21 protein-coding genes are annotated in these 17,015 nt (G+C 67.7%); 7 read left to right on the forward strand and 14 right to left on the reverse strand.

The window, feature by feature from the left end; all coding sequences use genetic code 11:
* The first annotated feature begins 3 nt into the window (after positions 1-3).
* The gene (locus ABQE89_RS07335) at positions 4-972 is read left to right on the forward strand and encodes a diacylglycerol/lipid kinase family protein (protein ID WP_448415607.1); all 969 of its coding nucleotides are present in this window, start codon (positions 4-6) and stop codon (positions 970-972) included.
* A 234-nt stretch (positions 973-1,206) separates the two neighbouring features.
* Complete coding sequence (locus ABQE89_RS07340; protein WP_448415609.1) at positions 1,207-1,461, forward strand: WhiB family transcriptional regulator; 255 nt, start codon at positions 1,207-1,209, stop codon at positions 1,459-1,461.
* Between the two features lie 146 nt (positions 1,462-1,607).
* Here the strand turns inward: ABQE89_RS07340 and ABQE89_RS07345 are convergent, their stop codons facing one another.
* Both ABQE89_RS07345 and ABQE89_RS07350 read right to left on the reverse strand, forming a co-directional pair.
* Positions 1,608-3,101: a two-component system sensor histidine kinase PdtaS gene (locus ABQE89_RS07345; RefSeq protein WP_448415611.1), complete on the reverse strand. Its 1,494-nt coding sequence runs from the start codon at positions 3,099-3,101 to the stop codon at positions 1,608-1,610.
* 30 nt (positions 3,102-3,131) lie between these two features.
* The gene (locus ABQE89_RS07350) at positions 3,132-3,347 is read right to left on the reverse strand and encodes a biotin/lipoyl-binding carrier protein (RefSeq protein WP_043414713.1); all 216 of its coding nucleotides are present in this window, start codon (positions 3,345-3,347) and stop codon (positions 3,132-3,134) included.
* A 154-nt stretch (positions 3,348-3,501) separates the two neighbouring features.
* Between ABQE89_RS07350 and ABQE89_RS07355 the strand changes: the two genes are divergently transcribed.
* Positions 3,502-3,594 carry a 50S ribosomal protein bL37 gene (locus tag ABQE89_RS07355; protein WP_003882799.1) on the forward strand — a complete coding sequence of 31 codons (93 nt, stop codon included), beginning with the start codon at positions 3,502-3,504 and terminating at the stop codon, positions 3,592-3,594.
* Between the two features lie 3 nt (positions 3,595-3,597).
* On the opposite strand, the gene rsrA is transcribed toward ABQE89_RS07355, so the two are convergent.
* Complete coding sequence (gene rsrA / locus ABQE89_RS07360; RefSeq protein WP_448415613.1) at positions 3,598-3,894, reverse strand: mycothiol system anti-sigma-R factor; 297 nt, start codon at positions 3,892-3,894, stop codon at positions 3,598-3,600.
* Entirely contained in the window at positions 3,891-4,529 is a 639-nt protein-coding gene (locus tag ABQE89_RS07365; protein ID WP_448415704.1) for a sigma-70 family RNA polymerase sigma factor, read from the reverse strand. The genes rsrA and ABQE89_RS07365 overlap by 4 nt, the downstream gene beginning before the upstream one ends.
* 219 nt (positions 4,530-4,748) lie before the next feature.
* Between ABQE89_RS07365 and ABQE89_RS07370 the strand changes: the two genes are divergently transcribed.
* Together ABQE89_RS07370 and ABQE89_RS07375 are read left to right on the forward strand one after the other, a co-directional pair.
* On the forward strand, positions 4,749-5,243 hold the full coding sequence (locus tag ABQE89_RS07370) for an aminoacyl-tRNA deacylase (RefSeq protein WP_448415614.1): 495 nt from the start codon (positions 4,749-4,751) through the stop codon (positions 5,241-5,243).
* A 26-nt stretch (positions 5,244-5,269) separates the two neighbouring features.
* A complete protein-coding gene (locus ABQE89_RS07375; RefSeq protein WP_448415616.1) occupies positions 5,270-6,118 on the forward strand; it encodes an SDR family oxidoreductase in 849 nt (282 codons plus the stop codon).
* 4 nt (positions 6,119-6,122) lie between these two features.
* Here ABQE89_RS07375 and ABQE89_RS07380 read toward each other — a convergent pair whose 3' ends face one another.
* The 6 genes from ABQE89_RS07380 to ABQE89_RS07405 all read right to left on the reverse strand — a co-directional run bounded on the left by ABQE89_RS07380 (position 6,123) and on the right by ABQE89_RS07405 (position 9,787).
* Positions 6,123-6,932 carry an enoyl-CoA hydratase/isomerase family protein gene (locus ABQE89_RS07380; protein ID WP_448415705.1) on the reverse strand — a complete coding sequence of 270 codons (810 nt, stop codon included), beginning with the start codon at positions 6,930-6,932 and terminating at the stop codon, positions 6,123-6,125.
* Positions 6,933-6,961: 29 nt separating this feature from the next.
* Complete coding sequence (locus tag ABQE89_RS07385) at positions 6,962-7,552, reverse strand: TetR/AcrR family transcriptional regulator (protein ID WP_448415706.1); 591 nt, start codon at positions 7,550-7,552, stop codon at positions 6,962-6,964.
* Positions 7,553-7,604: 52 nt separating this feature from the next.
* On the reverse strand, positions 7,605-7,835 hold the full coding sequence (locus ABQE89_RS07390) for a hypothetical protein (RefSeq protein WP_448415618.1): 231 nt from the start codon (positions 7,833-7,835) through the stop codon (positions 7,605-7,607).
* A gap of 14 nt (positions 7,836-7,849) precedes the next feature.
* Positions 7,850-8,710 carry an oxygenase MpaB family protein gene (locus ABQE89_RS07395; RefSeq protein WP_448415620.1) on the reverse strand — a complete coding sequence of 287 codons (861 nt, stop codon included), beginning with the start codon at positions 8,708-8,710 and terminating at the stop codon, positions 7,850-7,852.
* Positions 8,707-8,928: a hypothetical protein gene (locus tag ABQE89_RS07400; RefSeq protein WP_448415622.1), complete on the reverse strand. Its 222-nt coding sequence runs from the start codon at positions 8,926-8,928 to the stop codon at positions 8,707-8,709. Before ABQE89_RS07400 ends, ABQE89_RS07395 begins: the two co-directional genes overlap by 4 nt.
* 91 nt (positions 8,929-9,019) lie before the next feature.
* The gene (locus ABQE89_RS07405) at positions 9,020-9,787 is read right to left on the reverse strand and encodes an SOS response-associated peptidase (protein ID WP_448415624.1); all 768 of its coding nucleotides are present in this window, start codon (positions 9,785-9,787) and stop codon (positions 9,020-9,022) included.
* A gap of 44 nt (positions 9,788-9,831) precedes the next feature.
* Here ABQE89_RS07405 and aroA point away from each other — a divergent pair, with 44 nt between their 5' ends.
* Complete coding sequence (gene aroA / locus ABQE89_RS07410) at positions 9,832-11,133, forward strand: 3-phosphoshikimate 1-carboxyvinyltransferase (RefSeq protein ID WP_448415626.1); 1,302 nt, start codon at positions 9,832-9,834, stop codon at positions 11,131-11,133.
* Positions 11,130-12,119, forward strand: a complete 990-nt coding sequence (gene rsgA, locus ABQE89_RS07415; protein WP_448415628.1) for a ribosome small subunit-dependent GTPase A — start codon at positions 11,130-11,132, stop codon at positions 12,117-12,119. The genes aroA and rsgA overlap by 4 nt, the downstream gene beginning before the upstream one ends.
* Before the next feature lie 17 nt (positions 12,120-12,136).
* On the opposite strand, the gene ABQE89_RS07420 is transcribed toward rsgA, so the two are convergent.
* The 4 genes from ABQE89_RS07420 to ABQE89_RS07435 form a co-directional block, all read right to left on the reverse strand.
* Entirely contained in the window at positions 12,137-13,381 is a 1,245-nt protein-coding gene (locus ABQE89_RS07420; RefSeq protein ID WP_448415630.1) for a fatty acid desaturase family protein, read from the reverse strand.
* A gap of 68 nt (positions 13,382-13,449) precedes the next feature.
* Positions 13,450-14,583 carry a ferredoxin reductase gene (locus tag ABQE89_RS07425; protein WP_448415632.1) on the reverse strand — a complete coding sequence of 378 codons (1,134 nt, stop codon included), beginning with the start codon at positions 14,581-14,583 and terminating at the stop codon, positions 13,450-13,452.
* Between the two features lie 138 nt (positions 14,584-14,721).
* A complete protein-coding gene (locus tag ABQE89_RS07430; RefSeq protein ID WP_448415634.1) occupies positions 14,722-15,222 on the reverse strand; it encodes a DUF6912 family protein in 501 nt (166 codons plus the stop codon).
* A gap of 9 nt (positions 15,223-15,231) precedes the next feature.
* The gene (locus ABQE89_RS07435; protein WP_448415637.1) at positions 15,232-16,971 is read right to left on the reverse strand and encodes a BCCT family transporter; all 1,740 of its coding nucleotides are present in this window, start codon (positions 16,969-16,971) and stop codon (positions 15,232-15,234) included.
* Between the last annotated feature and the right edge of the window lie 44 nt (positions 16,972-17,015).

Here is a 17,015-nt window from a genome sequence, read left to right on the forward strand (position 1 = left end):
CCCGTGCGCGCCGTGCTGATCGTCAACCCGAATGCGACCTCGACGACCCCGGCCGGCCGAGACCTGTTGGCGCACGCCCTGGAGAGCCGGGTCAAGCTGACGGTCGTGCACACCGACCACCGTGGCCACGCCATCGAGATCGCCCGCGATGCGGCGCGGGACGGCGTCGACGTGCTGATCGTGCACGGCGGCGACGGCACGGTGAACGAGGTCGTCAACGGCATTCTCGAGGGCGGCGGACCGGCCGGGCAGTCCCCCGCGGTCGGCGTGGTGCCCGGCGGGTCGGCCAACGTGTTCGCGCGCGCGCTGGGCATCAGCCAGGACCCGATCGAGGCCACCAACCAGCTCATCGACCTGTTGTCGGGCTACCGGCGCCGCAAGGTCTGGCGCCGCATCGGCCTGATGGACTGCGGTGAGCGTTGGGCGGGGTTCACGGCGGGCATGGGAGTCGACGGCGACGTGGTGGCCGCCGTGGAGGCGCAGCGCGACAAGGGCCGGACGGTGACCGCGTCGCGTTACATCCGCGTCGCGATTCGGGAGATGCTGTCCAGCGTGCGCCGGGAGCCGACGCTGACCGTGCAACTGCCCGGCCGTGAGCCCGTCTCGGGGGTGCACTTCGCGTTCGTATCGAACGCCAGCCCATGGACTTACGCCAACGCCCGACCCGTGTGGACGAACCCGACGACGACGTTCGACTGCGGGCTCGGCGTGTTCGCCGTCACGAGCATGAACATCTGGGCGAATCTGCGTCTGGCGCGCCGCATGCTGTCGCGGCGGCCCCGCATCGAGGCCAAGCATCTGATCCGCGACGACGACCTGCCCTGGCTGACGGTGACAAGCACCACACCGGTCGCGTGCCAGATCGACGGCGACTACATCGGAACCCGCGAGACGATGACGTTCACCGCGGTCCCGGATGCGTTGGGCGTGCTTGCACCGCCCGCAAAAAGTACCGTTGACCAGTCAAGATAATGGGATCGCCGCAGAATTTGGGCGCAGGTCCGGATCAGTCTAGTACAGCGCGGTGAGGTGTTCGCGAACACCATGGGGTAGTGACATTGCGCACTTGTTAAGTGAACTCTATTGACATCTGTTCAGCCTGTGAAAGCATCGATGCAACAGTGCAGAAACATTTCCTGTGCACGCGTTAACAGCCGAACAAAAAATCGTGCGCCCTGCTGCGCACACGATAAGGAGATTAGTCGAATGGATTGGCGCCACAAGGCCGTCTGTCGCGATGAGGACCCGGAACTGTTCTTCCCGGTGGGCAACAGCGGCCCGGCTCTCGCGCAGATCGCGGACGCGAAGCTCGTCTGCAACCGGTGCCCTGTGACCACCGAGTGCCTGACCTGGGCTTTAGAGTCCGGGCAAGACGCCGGCGTGTGGGGTGGAATGAGCGAAGACGAGCGGCGCGCACTCAAGCGGCGCAATGCGCGCACCCGCGCACGCAGCGGCGTCTGACCTCGCCACAATCCATATCGCTTCACATACAACGATTACGGCCCCGACAATGTCGGGGCCGTACTTCGTGCCAATTCAATTAGCTACGAATTGCGGCAGTAACCGTCAATTGCGCCAATGCGACACGGCCTGACTACTGGGCCTGACTACTGGGCCAACCGGGCCCGTCTGCCAATCGGCACCCGCAGCACCACCTCGGTTCCCCCGTCGGGCACGTCGTGCATGTCCAGGGTGCCGTCGAGTTCCGCCGACACCAGCGTGCGCACGATCTGAAGCCCGAGCCGGTCGGCCTTCTCCAGACTGAAATCCGACGGCAGACCGCGGCCGTTGTCGTGCACCACGAGGTCGAGCCAGCGCGCTGACCGTTCGGCCCGGATCGTCACGCAGCCGTCGGTCGACGGGTCGAAGGCGTGCTCGATCGCGTTCTGGACGAGTTCGGTGATCACCATGATCAGCGCGGTGGCACGGTCGGCGTCGAACACACCCAGGTCACCGACGCGGGTGATGCGCACCGGGGTGTCCGTATTGTCCGGTGCCGCAACGTCGTTCATGATCGGAAGAATCCGGTCCACCACCTCGTCGAGGTTGACCTCCTCGTCGACCGACATCGACAACGCGTCGTGCACCAAGGCGATCGACGACACCCGCCGCACCGATTCGATCAGCGCTTCGCGACCCTCGGCGTTGTTGGTGCGGCGGGCCTGAAGCCGCAGCAGGGCGGCCACCGTCTGCAGATTGTTCTTCACCCGGTGATGAATCTCACGGATCGTCGCGTCCTTCGACAGCAGCGCGCGGTCGCGTCGCTTGACCTCGGTGACGTCGCGGATCAGCACGGCGGCGCCGACCGGCTTGCCGTGCACCACCAGCGGCAGCGTGCGCAGCAGCACGGCCGCGCCACCGGCGTCGACCTCCATGCGCATGCTGGAGCCACCGGCCAGCGAGTCACCGACGTGCTCGGCCAGTTCCTCGGCCTCGAACGGGTCGGAGATCAGCGGGCGGGTGATGCTGACCAGATCGTGGCCCTCCAGTTCGGCGGGCATGCCCATGCGGTGATAGGCCGAGATCGCGTTCGGGCTGGCGAAGGTGACCGCGCCGGTTTCGTTCAACCGGATGAAACCGTCGCCGACGCGGGGGCTCGACCTCGACATCGCCAGATCCCCGACGTTGGGGAAGGTGCCCTCCGAGAGCATGAGCAGAAGGTCGCCCGCGCAGTCCAGGTAGGCGCTCTCCAGCGGGCTGGTGTTGCGCTCGGCCAGCGCGGTCTGGTGGGTCAGCACCGCGACCACGTCGCCGCCGCATCGCACCGGCACCGCCTCCACGTTCAGGCCGATCGAATCGTGTTGCCCGGCAGGGGTTTGTCGCACGATCTGGCCGGAGTTGAAGGCGTCGGTCACCACCGGCATCGCGTCGGCGTCGATGATCGTGCCGACGGCGTCGGACAGCAGCACCGTGGACGCCGTGTTGGGCCGCACCTGGGCGACGCACACCAGCGCGGTGTCGTCGCGGCGCACCCACATCAGGTAGTCGGCGAAGGACAGATCGGCCAGCAGCTGCCATTCGCTGACCACCGCGTGCAGGTGGTCCACCGCGCTACCGGGCAGCTCGGTGTGCTCGGCGAGCAGGTCACCGAGGGTGGACATCGGGGCTCACTTCGGGCGCGCGGTTGCGCGTCAGCTGATCACGGCGATGAGATCGCCGGCCTGGATGACGTCGCCGACGGACACGCTGACCTTGCTGACGGTGCCCGCGACCTCGGCGAGCACCGGGATTTCCATCTTCATCGATTCCAGCAGCACCAGGGTGTCGCCCTCACCGATCTGATCGCCCTCGCTAACCACGACCTCGAGCACACTGGCCACGATCTCAGCGCGAACGTCCTCGGCCATCTTCACCCCTTCGGAGCTTGTATCTCGGCTGCCAACGGGATATATCGAACCACACCCCTGACCCGCGGCGGCCGCGCCGGGCCATGAGATGATGTGCCGAACGCGTCCGCTCGCTCGCGGACCTGGCAATCCCCACGACTCACGGAGGACCATCATGGCCAAGCGTGGCCGCAAGAAGCGTGACCGCAAGCACTCCAAGGCCAACCACGGCAAGCGGCCCAACGCCGGCTCGAAGTCGGTGCGCTAACGCCTAGCTGCGGCGGATGATCGTGGTGCGGCTGATCTCGATGCGTAGCCGCTCACGCAGGCTGTCGGGCGCCTTCTCGCCGCGGCACTTGTTGGCGATCAACTTCTTGACCCGTTCCTCGACGCCGTAGTGCCGTAGGCAGGTCGGGCAGTCCTCGAGGTGCTGGCGCAGCTTGTCCTGGGTCTCGGCGGTGCACTCGCCGTCCAGCAGCGTCCATACCTCGGCGATGACCGCGGCGCAGTCCGGGTGCTCGGGATCGACGGGACCGATCGGAGGGGTCCAGCGCTCGTCGTCGCTCATGACGAGACCCCCTCGGGGGTGTCGACCGTGCCGCGGATCAACCCGCGGTCGCGGGCCACTCCGGCCAACAGTTCACGAAGCTGGCGCCTGCCCCGGTGCAACCGGGACATGACGGTGCCGATCGGCGTGTCCATGATTTCGGCGATCTCCTTGTACGGGAACCCTTCGACGTCGGCGTAGTACACCGCCATCCGGAAGTCCTCGGGCAGAGCCTGAAGGGCTTCCTTGATTTCGCTGTCGGGCAGGCCCTCCAGCGCCTCCACCTCGGCCGACCGCAGCCCGGTCGAGGAATGCTGGGCGGTGGCCGCCAACTGCCAGTCGGTGATCTCCTCGGTCGGATACACCGCGGGCTGACGCTGTTTCTTACGGTAGCTGTTGATGTAGGTGTTGGTCAGGATCCGGTACAGCCACGCCTTGAGATTGGTGCCCTTGCGGAACGACCGGAAGCCCGAATAGGCCTTCACCATCGTTTCCTGCAACAGGTCCTCGGCGTCGGCCGGGTTGCGGGTCATCCGCAGCGCACCGCCGTAGAGCTGGTCGAGCAGCGGAATCGCGTCGCGCTCGAACCGCGCGGTCAATTCGGCGTCGGTCTCTTCCGGTTCGTCTGCGACCGGCGACCCGTCGATCTCGGTCATTGCGGCGAACACCGTCCCTTCTGTTGCGGCGCCAACCAGGCCCAGTACATCCAGCGGACGGTCCACGGCCAGTGCAGACACCTAGCACCCCTTCCGTCGATCGTAGAGCCTGATCCCGACTCCGCTCGGGCCGCAGCGCGCCACAGCCCCCTTCGTGTGGCAACAACAGCGTGGACAGGCGAAGTTGTTCCCGGCCGCTGCCCCACTACGCTGAGGTCCGTGGCGCGCGCAGCAACCCCCGCCATCGCGGCCCTGCTGGCTGCTGAGGTGCCCCACGAGGTGTTGCACTACCGCCACGACCCCCGTGCCGAGTCATTCGGCCAGGAGGCCGCCGAACAGCTGTCCCGCGTCGCGGCGGTCGACCCCGGCCAGGTGTTCAAGACGCTGGTGGTCACCCTGCCGGACGGGCTCGGCGTCGCGGTGGTGCCGGTGTCCTCGAGGCTGTCGCTGAAGGCCGTGGCCGGCGCGCTGGGGGTGGCCAAGACCGCCATGGCCGACCGGGCGGCCGCCGAACGGACGACCGGCTACGTCGCCGGCGCGATATCGCCGCTGGGCCAGCGCAGGCGGCTACCGACGGTCGTGGACGCGTCGGCACTGCGGTGGGATCGCGTGCTGTGCAGTGCGGGCCGGCGCGGCTGGGACGTCGCGCTGCATCCGCACGACCTGATCCGGCTCACCGGCGCGGTCACCGCCGACATCCGTGCTCCCGGCTAGCCGTGCCGCGCGACTAGGGTGAGCGCATGTCGCTCTCAGGGAAGACCATGTTCATCTCCGGCGCCAGTCGCGGTATCGGGCTGGCGATCGCCAAGCGCGCGGCCGCCGACGGCGCCAACATCGCCTTGATCGCGAAAACCGCCGAGCCGCACCCCAAACTGCCCGGCACCGTGTACACCGCGGCCAAGGAACTCGAGGAGGCCGGCGGGCAGGCGCTGCCGATCGTGGGCGACATCCGCGACGGGGACTCGGTGACGTCGGCGGTGGCCAAGACCGTCGAGCAGTTCGGCGGCATCGACATCTGCGTCAACAACGCCTCGGCGATCAACCTCGGTTCGATCACCGAGGTGCCGCTCAAGCGCTTCGACCTGATGAACGGCATCCAGGTGCGCGGCACCTACGCGGTGTCGCAGGCCTGTATTCCGCACATGGTGGGCCGCGAGAATCCGCACATTCTCACGCTGTCGCCGCCGATCCGACTGGAGCAGCAATGGCTCAAGCCCACCGCGTACATGATGGCCAAATACGGGATGTCATTGTGCGCGTTGGCAATCGCTGAGGAAATGCGGGATGCGGGCATCGCGTCGAACACCCTGTGGCCGCGCACCCTGGTGGCCACCGCGGCGGTGCAGAACCTGCTGGGCGGAGACGAGGCGATGGCCAAGGCCCGCAAGCCCGACGTCTACGCCGACGCCGCCTATGTCGTGCTCAACAAGCCCGCCCGCGAGTACTCCGGCAACGCGCTGCTGTGCGAGGACGTGCTTCTGGAAAGCGGCGTCACCGACCTGTCGGTGTACGACTGCGTGCCGGGCGGGGAACTGGGGGTGGACCTGTGGGTGGACTCCCCCAACCCCCCGGGGTACACCGGCCCGTAGCCACTCAGCGCCCGCCGAGCGTGGTGTGCACGCCGTCGGCGAACGCACCGGTGGTGAAGCAGGTCGGCTCGGCGAACTCTTCGAGGGTCAGCGCGTCGGCCCAGTTCGCATCCGCGGCGGCGCGCAGCAGCGGTTTGGCCATCGCAACGGCGTGCGCGGGCATGTCGGCCACCCGTGCGCACCATCGGTCGGCGGCCTCGAGCAGGCGCTCGTGCGGGACGACCTCCTGCACCAGGCCCATTCGGTGGGCGGCTTCGGCGTCGATGTGGTCGCCGCGCAGGTAGAACGCCAGCGCGCCCTGGTAGCCCAGCCGACGGGTCAGCGCCCAACTCGTGCCCACCTCGGGGATCAGGCCCAGCCTGCCGAACGCGGGCACGATCACGGCGCGTTCACTGGCGATGACGATGTCGCACGTCAGCGCCCACGCCAGCCCGACGCCGGCGGCCGCGCCGTTGAGCGCCGCGACGAACACGGTGTCCGAGCCCGCGATCAGCCGCGCGATCCCGCCGAACTCGCGGCGGATCCACCGCCACACGTCGGCGACGCCTTCGGGGGCCGTCAGCGCTTCGACGGCCGAACGCATCATCTGTAGGTCCCCGCCCGCACTGAAGCCCGGGTCGGCGCCGGTCAGCACGACACAGCGCAGATCGGGATCGGCGTCCAGGTCGGCCAGCGCGCGTCGCAACTGACGCACCAGCGGGGCGGACAGCACGTTGCGGCGGTCGGGTTCGGCGAGGGTCACCACGGCCCGGTCGCCGCGGCGCTCGACGTGCACGCGCTCGGGAGCGGCCGGATCGTCGCCGTCGGCGACCATCGTCCGATACAGCGACTGCGATGAAGTGTTCACTCGGCCGTCTCCTCAATATCGTTGGTGCGCAACGCCGCCCACGCGGCATCGGCGAACGTGTCGATGACGCCGCGGGGCATCGCCGGCTCGGCGCCCGCGACCCACTGGCGGCTGAACTCCTGGGCCGGGCCCAGCCACAGCGCGGCCGTGACGGCGGTGCGCAGCGGTTGCAACACCCCGTAGGTGTGGTGGGGCCGCCACCAGTCGCGCACGGAGGCGAAAAAGGCGTTGTTGGACTGCTGTAGCGCTGCGCTGTCGAGTCGCGAACCGAGCAGCAGTGCGGCCTCCCCACGATGCGCGGTGACCCACCGCAGGTGGTAGGCCACGCCGCCGCGGATCCCACCCTCGGCGGTGTCGTGCTCGCGCAGCATGTCGACGAACCCGGCCTGGTACTCGCCGATCAGTTGCGCGTACACCGCCGTGGCCAGCGACAACTTGTCCGGGAAGTGGTGGTAGAGCGCGCCGACGCTGACGCCGGCCTCGCGCCGCACCTCGTCGAGGGTGGCCGACAGCGCACCGTCGACCGCGAACCGGCGCCGCGCGACGTCAAGCAGTCGGGTGCGCGCATCGGGGCGAGCCCGATTCACCGTTGACACGAGAAATATTCTATTCGTACAGAGGAATCCTCTGTCAACGCGGTCAGACGACGCAGAGATCCACGCCGAGCAGCAGAACCGGCCAGGTCCCCGCGGTCACCACGAACGCGAAGATCTCCGCCCCCGCGGGCAGCAGGCGCTGCAGTTGAGTCTCGACCAACCGCACCTGTTCGGCGTCGAAGAACGCCCACACCAGGCCGATGAGCAGATAGGGGATCGACAGCCACATCGCGGTCTCGATCATCGCCTCGACACTGACCCGTCGGCTCAGCATCCGCCGCAGGGTGTTCATATCAGCGCGCGCCGGCCCCTGATCCGACGCCGGACGTCGGTCAGCAGCACGTAACTTCCGCCCTGGCGGATGAACACCGGCAGAAACCGGTTGACGAAGGCGACGAGCAGGAACAGCATTTCGAACTGCCGCTGCCGAAAGCCGCTCCACTTCAGTCCCATCGCATCCCGGAACACCGGCGCAAGGAAACCGGTGGTGAGGAACTTCAGCAACGGCCGAAACGGAAGGCCCAGAACGGGATTAATCATTCGCAGGTTGACCAGATCCATCAGGTAGGCGCGGACCCGGTCGTCGATCTGCACCTGAGCGCAGGCCTGGGTCCAATATACGTCGAAATCCCCACGGGTGGGCGGCCATTGGTCCTCGCCGACCTGCAACGTGGTGCCCAGCGTCCACGCCGACCGGTAGAACTGCTCGGACTGTTCGGCCGTCATCTCGCCGCGCAACAGCTGATAGGTGTCCTCCATGCCCACGAAAAGGCATGCCGCGACCCACATCTGCAGATCCCGGTCGAACGCGTTGTACCGCACCGGACTGTCCGGCCCGGAGCGGACCTGCCGGTGCGCGACGTCGACGGCGTCCCGAAACGCGGCGCGGTCCTGAGGAGTGCCCAGGATGGCCACCGCCAGGTACTGGAAGGTGGTCCTGGCCCGCTTCCACGGGTGCTTGAGCAGGTTGCCCGAATCCACCTTGCTCTCGACGACGCCGTAGCCCACACCGGGCCTGGACAACTGCATGATCACGTTGGCCGCACCGGCGGCGAAGGCCCAGAAGTCCATTGCCTCGGCGACGGTGACCCTCTGCTCGGGATCCCACCGCGCGGTTCGTCGACCGATCTCGATACGGCAGTCGGTCATGTCATGCACACCGTGGAGAACAGCAGCACCGGCCACGACACCACCGTGCCGAGGATCGACACCACCCGGTCCACGCCCTGCCCGCCGATCTCGTCGAAGTGAACGGCGGTCCACAACACCCCGACAACCAGGTACGGCGCGGCCAGGAGGGCCGCCGTGCCGATCCATTCGGCGATCGTCATCTCGAAATCGAGAACCTTGCGTACTGCGGTGAGCACAGGTCTATGTTAATGCTGATTCGTCGGTCTGGGGCCGCCTTTTGAAAAGACCCGACCGGCGGCCGACCGACACAAGTTAATCCTAGTTCCGCTATAGCAGGGTGGCCTGCTCGGGCGTCGGCTCAACCGGTTCGATCAACTCCGGACCATTGTTGCGGACGTTGTTCACCAGCCGCGACACCTCGCGGATCTCGATGCGATCGAGGTCGCCGTGGCCACGCAGCAGCCCCTCGTCGATGGGTGCGTCGGGGTCCAACCAGCGGTCCCATTCGGACTCGCTGATCGACAACGGCATCCGGTCGTGGATCTCGGCGAGCGGGCCGGCCGCATCGGTGGTGATGATCGTGCAGCTCATCAACGGCGCCGTGTCCCTGGGCGCGCCCTTCGGGCGCCACGTCGACCACAGGCCCGCCATGAACAGCGGTTCGCCGTCGGCGCCGTACATGTAGAACGGTGTCTTGGCCCCCTTCTCGCCGCGCCACTCATACCAGCCGTCCATCGGGACCAGGCACCGCCTGCTCTTGGCGGAGGTACGAAACACCGGCGAACTGGTCACCTTGTCCGACCGCGCGTTGATCAGAAGTGGCCCGCCCTTGGTGTCGGGCCCACCGTCCTCGGCGGTCTTGGCCCACGGCGGGATCAGCCCCCACCGCATCAGCCGCACCCGTCGGGTCGACCGGTCCTCGGGTTCGCTGTGCCGCTTGACCACGGTGCTGATCGAGGTGGTCGGCGCGACGTTGTAGTTGGGGCCGGAGTAGTTGGGGGCGCTGCTCGCTGTGCTTGCCGTGCTCTCGTCGATTGCCTTGATCTTCTCGGCCAACAACGCCGGATCGGTGGTCACCGCGAATCGCCCACACATATGTCCCATGGTGACACGCGAAACCGACAAGGCAGGATGGACTCGTGAGCACGCACCATCCCGAGCAGCGCCAACCGCGCTGGCAGGCACCGTCGGTGTCGAACCCCGTGCATGCCACGGTCACCATTCCGGGCTCCAAGTCGCTGACCAACCGCGCGCTGGTGCTGGCCGCGCTGGCCACCCCCCAGGGCCCGTCCTTGATCCGCGGAGCGCTGCGCAGCCGCGACACCGACCTGATGATCGGCGCGCTGCGGACACTCGGTGTGGCGATCGAGGGCAACGCCGCCGAACTGACGGTCAGCGGCGCGATCAGCCCGAAACCGGGAGCCACCGTCGATTGTGGACTGGCGGGCACCGTGCTGCGCTTCGTGCCTCCGGTGGCGGCGTTGGGCACCGAGTCGGTCACCTTCGACGGCGACGAGCAAGCCCGGGTGCGCCCGATCGCCACACTGCTCGACGCGCTCCGGGAACTGGGCGTCGACGTCGACGGCGACGGACTGCCGTTCGCGGTGCGCGGCGCGGGTGGGGTCGCGGGCGGCACGGTCGAGATCGACGCATCGGCGTCCTCGCAGTTCGTGTCGGGGCTACTGCTGTCCGGCGCGGCGTTCACCGACGGGTTGACGGTGGTGCACAGCGGCGCGTCGGTCCCGTCGGCACCACACGTGACCATGACGGTTTCGATGCTGCGTGAGGCGGGCGTCGACGTCGACGACGACCGGGCCAACCGGTGGCGGGTCGCGCCGGGCCCGATCGCCGCGCGGGAATGGGTGATCGAACCCGACCTGTCCAACGCCGTACCGTTTCTGGCGGCGGCGGTGGTCAGCGGCGGAATCGTGCGCATCACCGGTTGGCCCCGCGTCAGCATCCAGCCGACCAGGGACGTCTTCGCGATCCTGAAGAAGGTCGGTGCGATTGTCCGCCAAGGAAGTTCGTATCTGGAGGTGCAGGGCAGCGCGGCCTACGACGGCTTCGACGTGGACCTGCACGACACCGGTGAGTTGACCCCGGCCGTCGCGGTGCTCGCCGCACTGGCCACCGAGGGTTCGGTGTCCAGATTGTCGGGCATCGCTCACCTGCGCGGTCACGAAACCGACCGCCTCGCGGCGCTGTCGGCCGAGATCAACGGGTTGGGCGGCCAGTGCGAACAGACCGCCGACGGCCTTGTCATCACCGCGCGCCCGTTGCGTGGCGGACTGTGGCGTTCCTACGCCGATCATCGGATGGCGATGGCCGGCGCCATCGCCGGGTTGCGGGTGCCCGGCGTCGAGGTGGAGGACATCGCCACCACCGGCAAGACGCTGCCCGAGTTTCCGCAGATGTGGGCCGAATTGCTGGCGGGTGATTGAGGCTGCGCGACTACGACGAGTCCGACGTCCGGGTCCGGCCCGGCAGAGGCTCGCGGCCGCGCACCAAGATCCGACCCGACCACGCCGACGCGCAAGAGGCCATGGTGGTCACCCTCGACCGCGGCCGGTGGGGCTGCGCGATCGACCGCGACCCCAATCGGCGGGTCACCGCCATGCGGGCCCGGGAGCTGGGCCGCACACCGATCGTGGTCGGCGATGATGTCAGCCTCGTCGGGGATCTGTCCGGCAGGCCCGACACCCTGGCGCGCATCGTGCGGCGAGGTGAACGTCGAACCGTGTTGCGGCGCACCGCCGATGACACCGATCCCACCGAACGTGTGGTCGCCGCCAACGCCGATCAGCTGTTGATCGTCGTCGCCCTCGCCGACCCGCCACCGCGCACCGGTCTGGTGGAGCGGGCGCTGATCGCAGCTTATGTCGGTGGGCTACAACCCATTCTGTGCCTGACCAAGACGGACCTGGCGCCGCCGGAGCCGTTCGCCGCGGAGTTCACCGGCCTCGACCTGACCATCACCACCGCCGGCCGCGACGACCCGCTCGACTCCGTCGCGCCGCTGCTGGCCGGTAAGGTCACCGCGCTGCTGGGGCACTCCGGTGTCGGCAAGTCGACATTAGTCAATCGTCTTGTGCCCGAAGCGGACCGGGCGATCGGCGAGGTGACCGATATCGGCAAGGGTCGGCACACCTCAACCCAGTCGGTGGCACTTCCGCTCAGCTTCGGCGGATGGGTCATCGACACGCCGGGCATCCGGTCCTTCGGCCTGGCCCACATCGAACCCGACGACGTGCTGTTGGCGTTCTCCGATCTCGCCGAGGCGATCACGGACTGTCCGCGCGGCTGCGGGCACATGGGCCCGCCCGCCGATCCGGAGTGCGCACTGGACACGCTGGACGGGCCGGCCGCCGCACGTGCGGCCGCGGCGCGGCGACTGCTCACCGCGCTGCACGACGCCGCCCCCTACTGAGGTGGACGCCGTCAGAGTCAGGCGGCCAGGCCGGGTGCGGGCTGCGAGCGCTTCTGGCGGCGACGGGACCGCACGGCGGCGATCGCCGACTTGAGCCCCCGCCGCTGGCCCGGCTCCAGTTCGGCGAACATCCGCTCGCTGCGAGTCTCGGGCGCGTCGTCTGCGGTGTCACGCAGGAACCTGTCCGGCAGTGAGAGTTTGGCGATGGTGCGCCACGTCTTGCCGTACTGCACCAGGAATGAGCCGGTGGTGTAGGGCAGATCGTATTTGTCGCACACCTCGCGCACCCGGATCGACGCCTCGTAGAGCCGGTTGCTCGGAATATCCGGATACAGATGATGCTCGATCTGGTGGCACAGGTTGCCGCTCATGAACCGCAGCACCGGGCCGTTCTCGAAGTTCGCACTGCCCAACATCTGCCGCAGGTACCACTGGCCCTTGGTCTCACCCACCATGTCGGTCTTGGTGAATTTCTCTGCGCCGTCAGGGAAGTGACCGCAGAAGATCACCGCGTTGGACCACAGGTTGCGGATGATGTTGGCCACCGCATTGGCCTTCAGCGTCGACGCGAAGCTGGCCCAGGGCGACAGTGACGTCAGCGCCGGATAGGCGACGTAGTCCTTGACCACCTGTCGGCCGGCCTTGGTGGAGAACTCCTTGAGCCGGACCAGCGTCGCGGCACGGTCGTCGCGACCCTTGAAGATCTTGCCCAGCTCCAGATGCTGCAGACCCACGCCCCACTCGAACAACGTCGCGAGCATGGTGTTGTACGCGAGGTTGAAGATGTTGTGCGGCTTCCATTTCTGGTCGCGGGTCACCCGCAGCAGGCCGTAGCCGACGTCGTCGTCCATGCCCAGGATGTTGGTGTACTTGTGGTGCATGAAGTTGTGGGTGAAGCGCCAGTGCTTGGCCGCACCGCTCATGTCCCACTCCCACGTCGAGGAGTGAATCTCGGGATCGTTCATCCAATCCCATTGGCCGTGCATGACGTTGTGGCCGATCTCCATGTTCTCGATGATCTTGGCCACGCCGAGTGTGACGGTGCCTGCCCACCACGCCGAACGCCGTGAACTCGCCGCGAGCATCACCCGCCCGGCCACCTCCAGGGCCCGTTGGGCCGCGATGGCGCGCCGGATGTAGCGGGCGTCGCGCTCGCCGAGGGAATCCTCGATGTCGCGGCGGATGGCGTCGAGTTCGACGGCCAGTCCCTCGATGTCCGCATCGGACAGATGTGCAAATTCGGGAACGTCAGTGATTGCCATCGGCAGCCTCCCTTCGCTTACCTACGCTACCGTAACCTACGTACCCGTAGGTTACTGGGCGGTAAACCTCACACATCGAGCACACAATCGCCCGAAGCCGCAGATACACACGTCTGTACCCGTGATCCGGGTTCGTGCTCCGCGCCCGTGCGCAGATCGCGGACATGCCCCTCGAGCAGACCGACCACACAGGACTGACAGATGCCCATCCGGCAGCCGAACGGCATCCGGATTCCGGCCGTCTCGCCCGCGTCCATCAGCGGTGTCGCCGCGTCGACGGTGATCGACTTGCCGCTGCGCGCGAACTCCACCGTGCCGCCCTGTCCGTGCACCGCGACCTTGGACAGTGCGAAGCGCTCCAGGTGCAGACTGTCGGAACGACCGTCGGCCGACCACAGCTTCTCGACGGCCTCGAGCATGCCCTCGGGCCCGCACGCCCAGGTCTGGCGCTCACGCCAGTCGGGCACCTCGTCGTCCAGTCGCGCCGGGTCGAGGCGCCCCTCGGTGCGGGTCTGCCGCAGCCGCAGCCGATATCCGTCGTGGGTATCCGCCAGCTGCGTCAGTTCCGAGGCGAACATCACCTCGGATTTCGTTGGGGCGGAATGCAAGTGAACAATATCGGTGACCTGCCCGCGGCGTGCCAGGGTGCGCAGCATCGACATCACCGGCGTGATGCCCGAGCCGCCGGTGATGAACAGCACCTTGGCGGGAGCGGGATCGGGCATGACGAAGTTGCCCTGCGGGGCGGCCAGGCGCACGATCGTGCCGGGCGCCAGGCCACCGACCAAATGGGTCGACAGGAAGCCTTCGGGCATGGCCTTGACCGTGATCGTGATCGTGCGGCTGCCCTTGATCGCCGGTGAGGTCAGCGAATAGGACCGCCAGCGCCACCGGCCCTCGACCGGCACGCCGATGCCGATGTACTGGCCGGGCTGGTAGTCGAAGGAGAATCCCCACCCTGGCTTGATGACCAGCGTGGCCGAATCCTCGGTCTCGCGCCGCACCGCCAGCACCCGGCCGCGGAGCTCACGCGCCGACCACAGCGGGTTGGCCAGCTTGAGGTAGTCATCGGGCAACAGCGGCGTGGTGATCCGCTCGGCGACCCGGCGCAACGTATGCCACACGGGATGGCGCCTGCCTGCGACGGTCGGCCGAACAGTGTCGGCGACGTTGGCCGAGACCTTGACGGAATTCTTGGCCATAACAACCTACGGTACCGTAACCTACGGTCCCGTATCCAGTCGGGGAAGTCGTTGACGACGCAAAATTTGGGCGCGAATGTCGCGTGGTGTCACGCGCGGGGCGACTCGCGTCGCACAACTCAACACTCGCCCCCGAAATCAGAGCAGGTCGAGCAGGAACGGCAGTTCCTGGGTGGCATACCAGGCCAGGTCATGGTCCTGAGCGTCGCCGACCACGAAATCCGCATCGTCGTCGCCGAGGTCGGCCGCGTCGATCGCCTCGACCGCAGCCGACACCGCATCCTCTGCGTCGGCGTTGTCGACGTAGACCGCGACCACGTCGTCGAGCCCGACCGGGCCCGACAGCCGGACCACCGCATCGTCGAGATCCGGTCTGGCTTCGGCCTCGGCGACGTCGGCGACCAGCACCGCACGCCGCGGCGGCAGGCCGGCCGCCCCGTCGTCGTGGGAGAGCAGTCGCAGCGAGGCCAGGGCGGCCTCACGCAGCGCGACCTCGGCCAACTCGTCGTCGTCGCCGGCGGCGTAGGACTCGCGCAGCGTCGGTGTCACCGCGAACGCCGTCCCGCTGCGGGCGTGCAGCGACCCGTCGGCGACGAGCCGTTGCAGCATGGCCAGGGTGGCCGGGACGTAGACGCGCACGAAGCGAGGTTACTTGTCGGCGTCGGGATCCTTTTGCACAGCGATCACGAAGTCGTCGCCGTGCTTGGTGACACCGGTGATCACCGCGTCGTTGACCGCCTCCATCGCGTACTGGCGGCGCACCACCATCGGATCGCGACGCAGGTCCCTGACCAGCGCCACCGCCAACCCGGCCATCACCACCACGAACGGCACCGCGGCAAGGATCGTGATCGTCTGCAGACCGGTGAGCGCATCCTCCCCGCCGACCAGCAGCATCACCGCCGCGACCGCGCCGGTCGCGACGCCCCAGAAGATCACCGTCGGCCTGGTCGGCTTGATGGTGCCGCGCTCGGACAACGCCCCCATCACCACCGAGGCGGCGTCGGCGCCGGAGACGAAGAAGATCGCCACCAACACCATCACCAGCACGGTGGCCACCGCGGCGAACGGGAACTGGGTGAGCGTGCCGAACAACTGCTCCTCGAGACTGCCCTCGCCGGCCAGGTCGACGCCCGATTGTTGCTGGTTGATCGCCGACCCGCCGAGCACGCAGAACCACACCAGCGACACCAGGCTCGGTACCAGCAACACCCCGGCGACGAACTGCCGGATAGTGCGGCCCCGGGAGATGCGGGCGATGAACATGCCGACGAACGGGGTCCAGGAGATCCACCAGGCCCAGTAGAAGACCGTCCACGACTGCAGCCAGGTGTTCACGTCGGCGCCCTCGGCGCCCGTGCGGGCCGACATCATCGCCAGATCCTGGAAGTAGCTGCCCACCGACGTCGGGATCAGGTTGAGGATGAACACCGTCGGGCCGACCACGAACAGGAAGGTCGCCAGAAGTATCGCCAGCACCATGTTGATGTTGGACAGCCACTGGATGCCCCTGGCCACCCCCGACACCGCGGACAGCACGAAGCAGCACGTCAGTACCGCGATGATGCCGATCAGGATCGCGTTGCCGGTGGCGCCGATGCCCGCGAAGATCTGCAGGCCGCTGCGGATCTGCAGTGCGCCGAGCCCCAGCGACGCGGCCGACCCGAACAGCGTGGCGAAGATCGCCAGCATGTCGATGACCTTGCCCCACCCGCCGTTGGCGCGCGGCCCCAGCAGCGGCTCGAACGCCGCGCTGATCAGTTGCAGCCGGCCCTTGCGATAGACGCCGTAGGCGATCGCCAGGCCCACCACCGCGTAGATCGCCCACGGGTGCAGCGTCCAGTGGAACAGCGTGGTGGCCATCGCGGTCTGCACGGCCTCCGGGTTGCCCGGCTCGCCGGTGCCCGGCGGCGGCGTCACGAAGTGCGACAGCGGCTCGCTGACGCCGAAGAACATCAGCCCGATGCCCATGCCGGCGGAGAACATCATCGCGATCCACGACACCGTCCGGAATTCGGGTTCGTCGTCGTCACGGCCCAGCGGGATGTTGCCGTACCGGCTGATCGCCAACCACAGCACGAACAGCACGAAGCCCGACGCCGTCAGGACGAACAGCCAGCCGGTGTTGTTCATCACCCAGCCCAGCGCGCTGCCGGACGCCTCGGCCAGCGACTCGGTGCTGACGAACCCCCACGCCAGGAAGGCGACCGCGATGACGGCGGTCACCCCGAAGACGACCCAGTCCACGCCACGGGAGCGCAGGTAGACCTCTTCGTCGATGGGTAGATCGAGGACAGGGTGGGTGACGACTTGATCGGACGGCGGGCTCAGTTCCCCCGTGGTCTCATCGGCCTCGTCGGTCTTCTCGTTTTCACTGCGCAGTGTCATCAGGTAGTCATTCGACCCCGCCCGACCCTGAACCGTCAATCCCG

It is taken from the genome of Mycolicibacterium sp. XJ1819 (genome assembly GCF_053483675.1).

Coding starts and splice junctions, on each gene's coding strand:
- ABQE89_RS07340 (WP_448415609.1), top strand. CDS start 1,207: ATGGATTGGCGCCACAAGGCCGTCTGTCGCGATGAGGACCCGGAACTG.
- ABQE89_RS07345 (WP_448415611.1), bottom strand. CDS start 3,101: ATGTCCACCCTCGGTGACCTGCTCGCCGAGCACACCGAGCTGCCCGGT.
- ABQE89_RS07350 (WP_043414713.1), bottom strand. CDS start 3,347: ATGGCCGAGGACGTTCGCGCTGAGATCGTGGCCAGTGTGCTCGAGGTC.
- ABQE89_RS07355 (WP_003882799.1), top strand. CDS start 3,502: ATGGCCAAGCGTGGCCGCAAGAAGCGTGACCGCAAGCACTCCAAGGCC.
- rsrA (WP_448415613.1), bottom strand. CDS start 3,894: ATGAGCGACGACGAGCGCTGGACCCCTCCGATCGGTCCCGTCGATCCC.
- ABQE89_RS07365 (WP_448415704.1), bottom strand. CDS start 4,529: ATGACCGAGATCGACGGGTCGCCGGTCGCAGACGAACCGGAAGAGACC.
- ABQE89_RS07375 (WP_448415616.1), top strand. CDS start 5,270: ATGTCGCTCTCAGGGAAGACCATGTTCATCTCCGGCGCCAGTCGCGGT.
- ABQE89_RS07380 (WP_448415705.1), bottom strand. CDS start 6,932: ATGGTCGCCGACGGCGACGATCCGGCCGCTCCCGAGCGCGTGCACGTC.
- ABQE89_RS07390 (WP_448415618.1), bottom strand. CDS start 7,835: ATGCTGAGCCGACGGGTCAGTGTCGAGGCGATGATCGAGACCGCGATG.
- ABQE89_RS07395 (WP_448415620.1), bottom strand. CDS start 8,710: ATGACCGACTGCCGTATCGAGATCGGTCGACGAACCGCGCGGTGGGAT.
- ABQE89_RS07405 (WP_448415624.1), bottom strand. CDS start 9,787: ATGTGTGGGCGATTCGCGGTGACCACCGATCCGGCGTTGTTGGCCGAG.
- ABQE89_RS07420 (WP_448415630.1), bottom strand. CDS start 13,381: ATGGCAATCACTGACGTTCCCGAATTTGCACATCTGTCCGATGCGGAC.
- ABQE89_RS07425 (WP_448415632.1), bottom strand. CDS start 14,583: ATGGCCAAGAATTCCGTCAAGGTCTCGGCCAACGTCGCCGACACTGTT.
- ABQE89_RS07435 (WP_448415637.1), bottom strand. CDS start 16,971: ATGACACTGCGCAGTGAAAACGAGAAGACCGACGAGGCCGATGAGACC.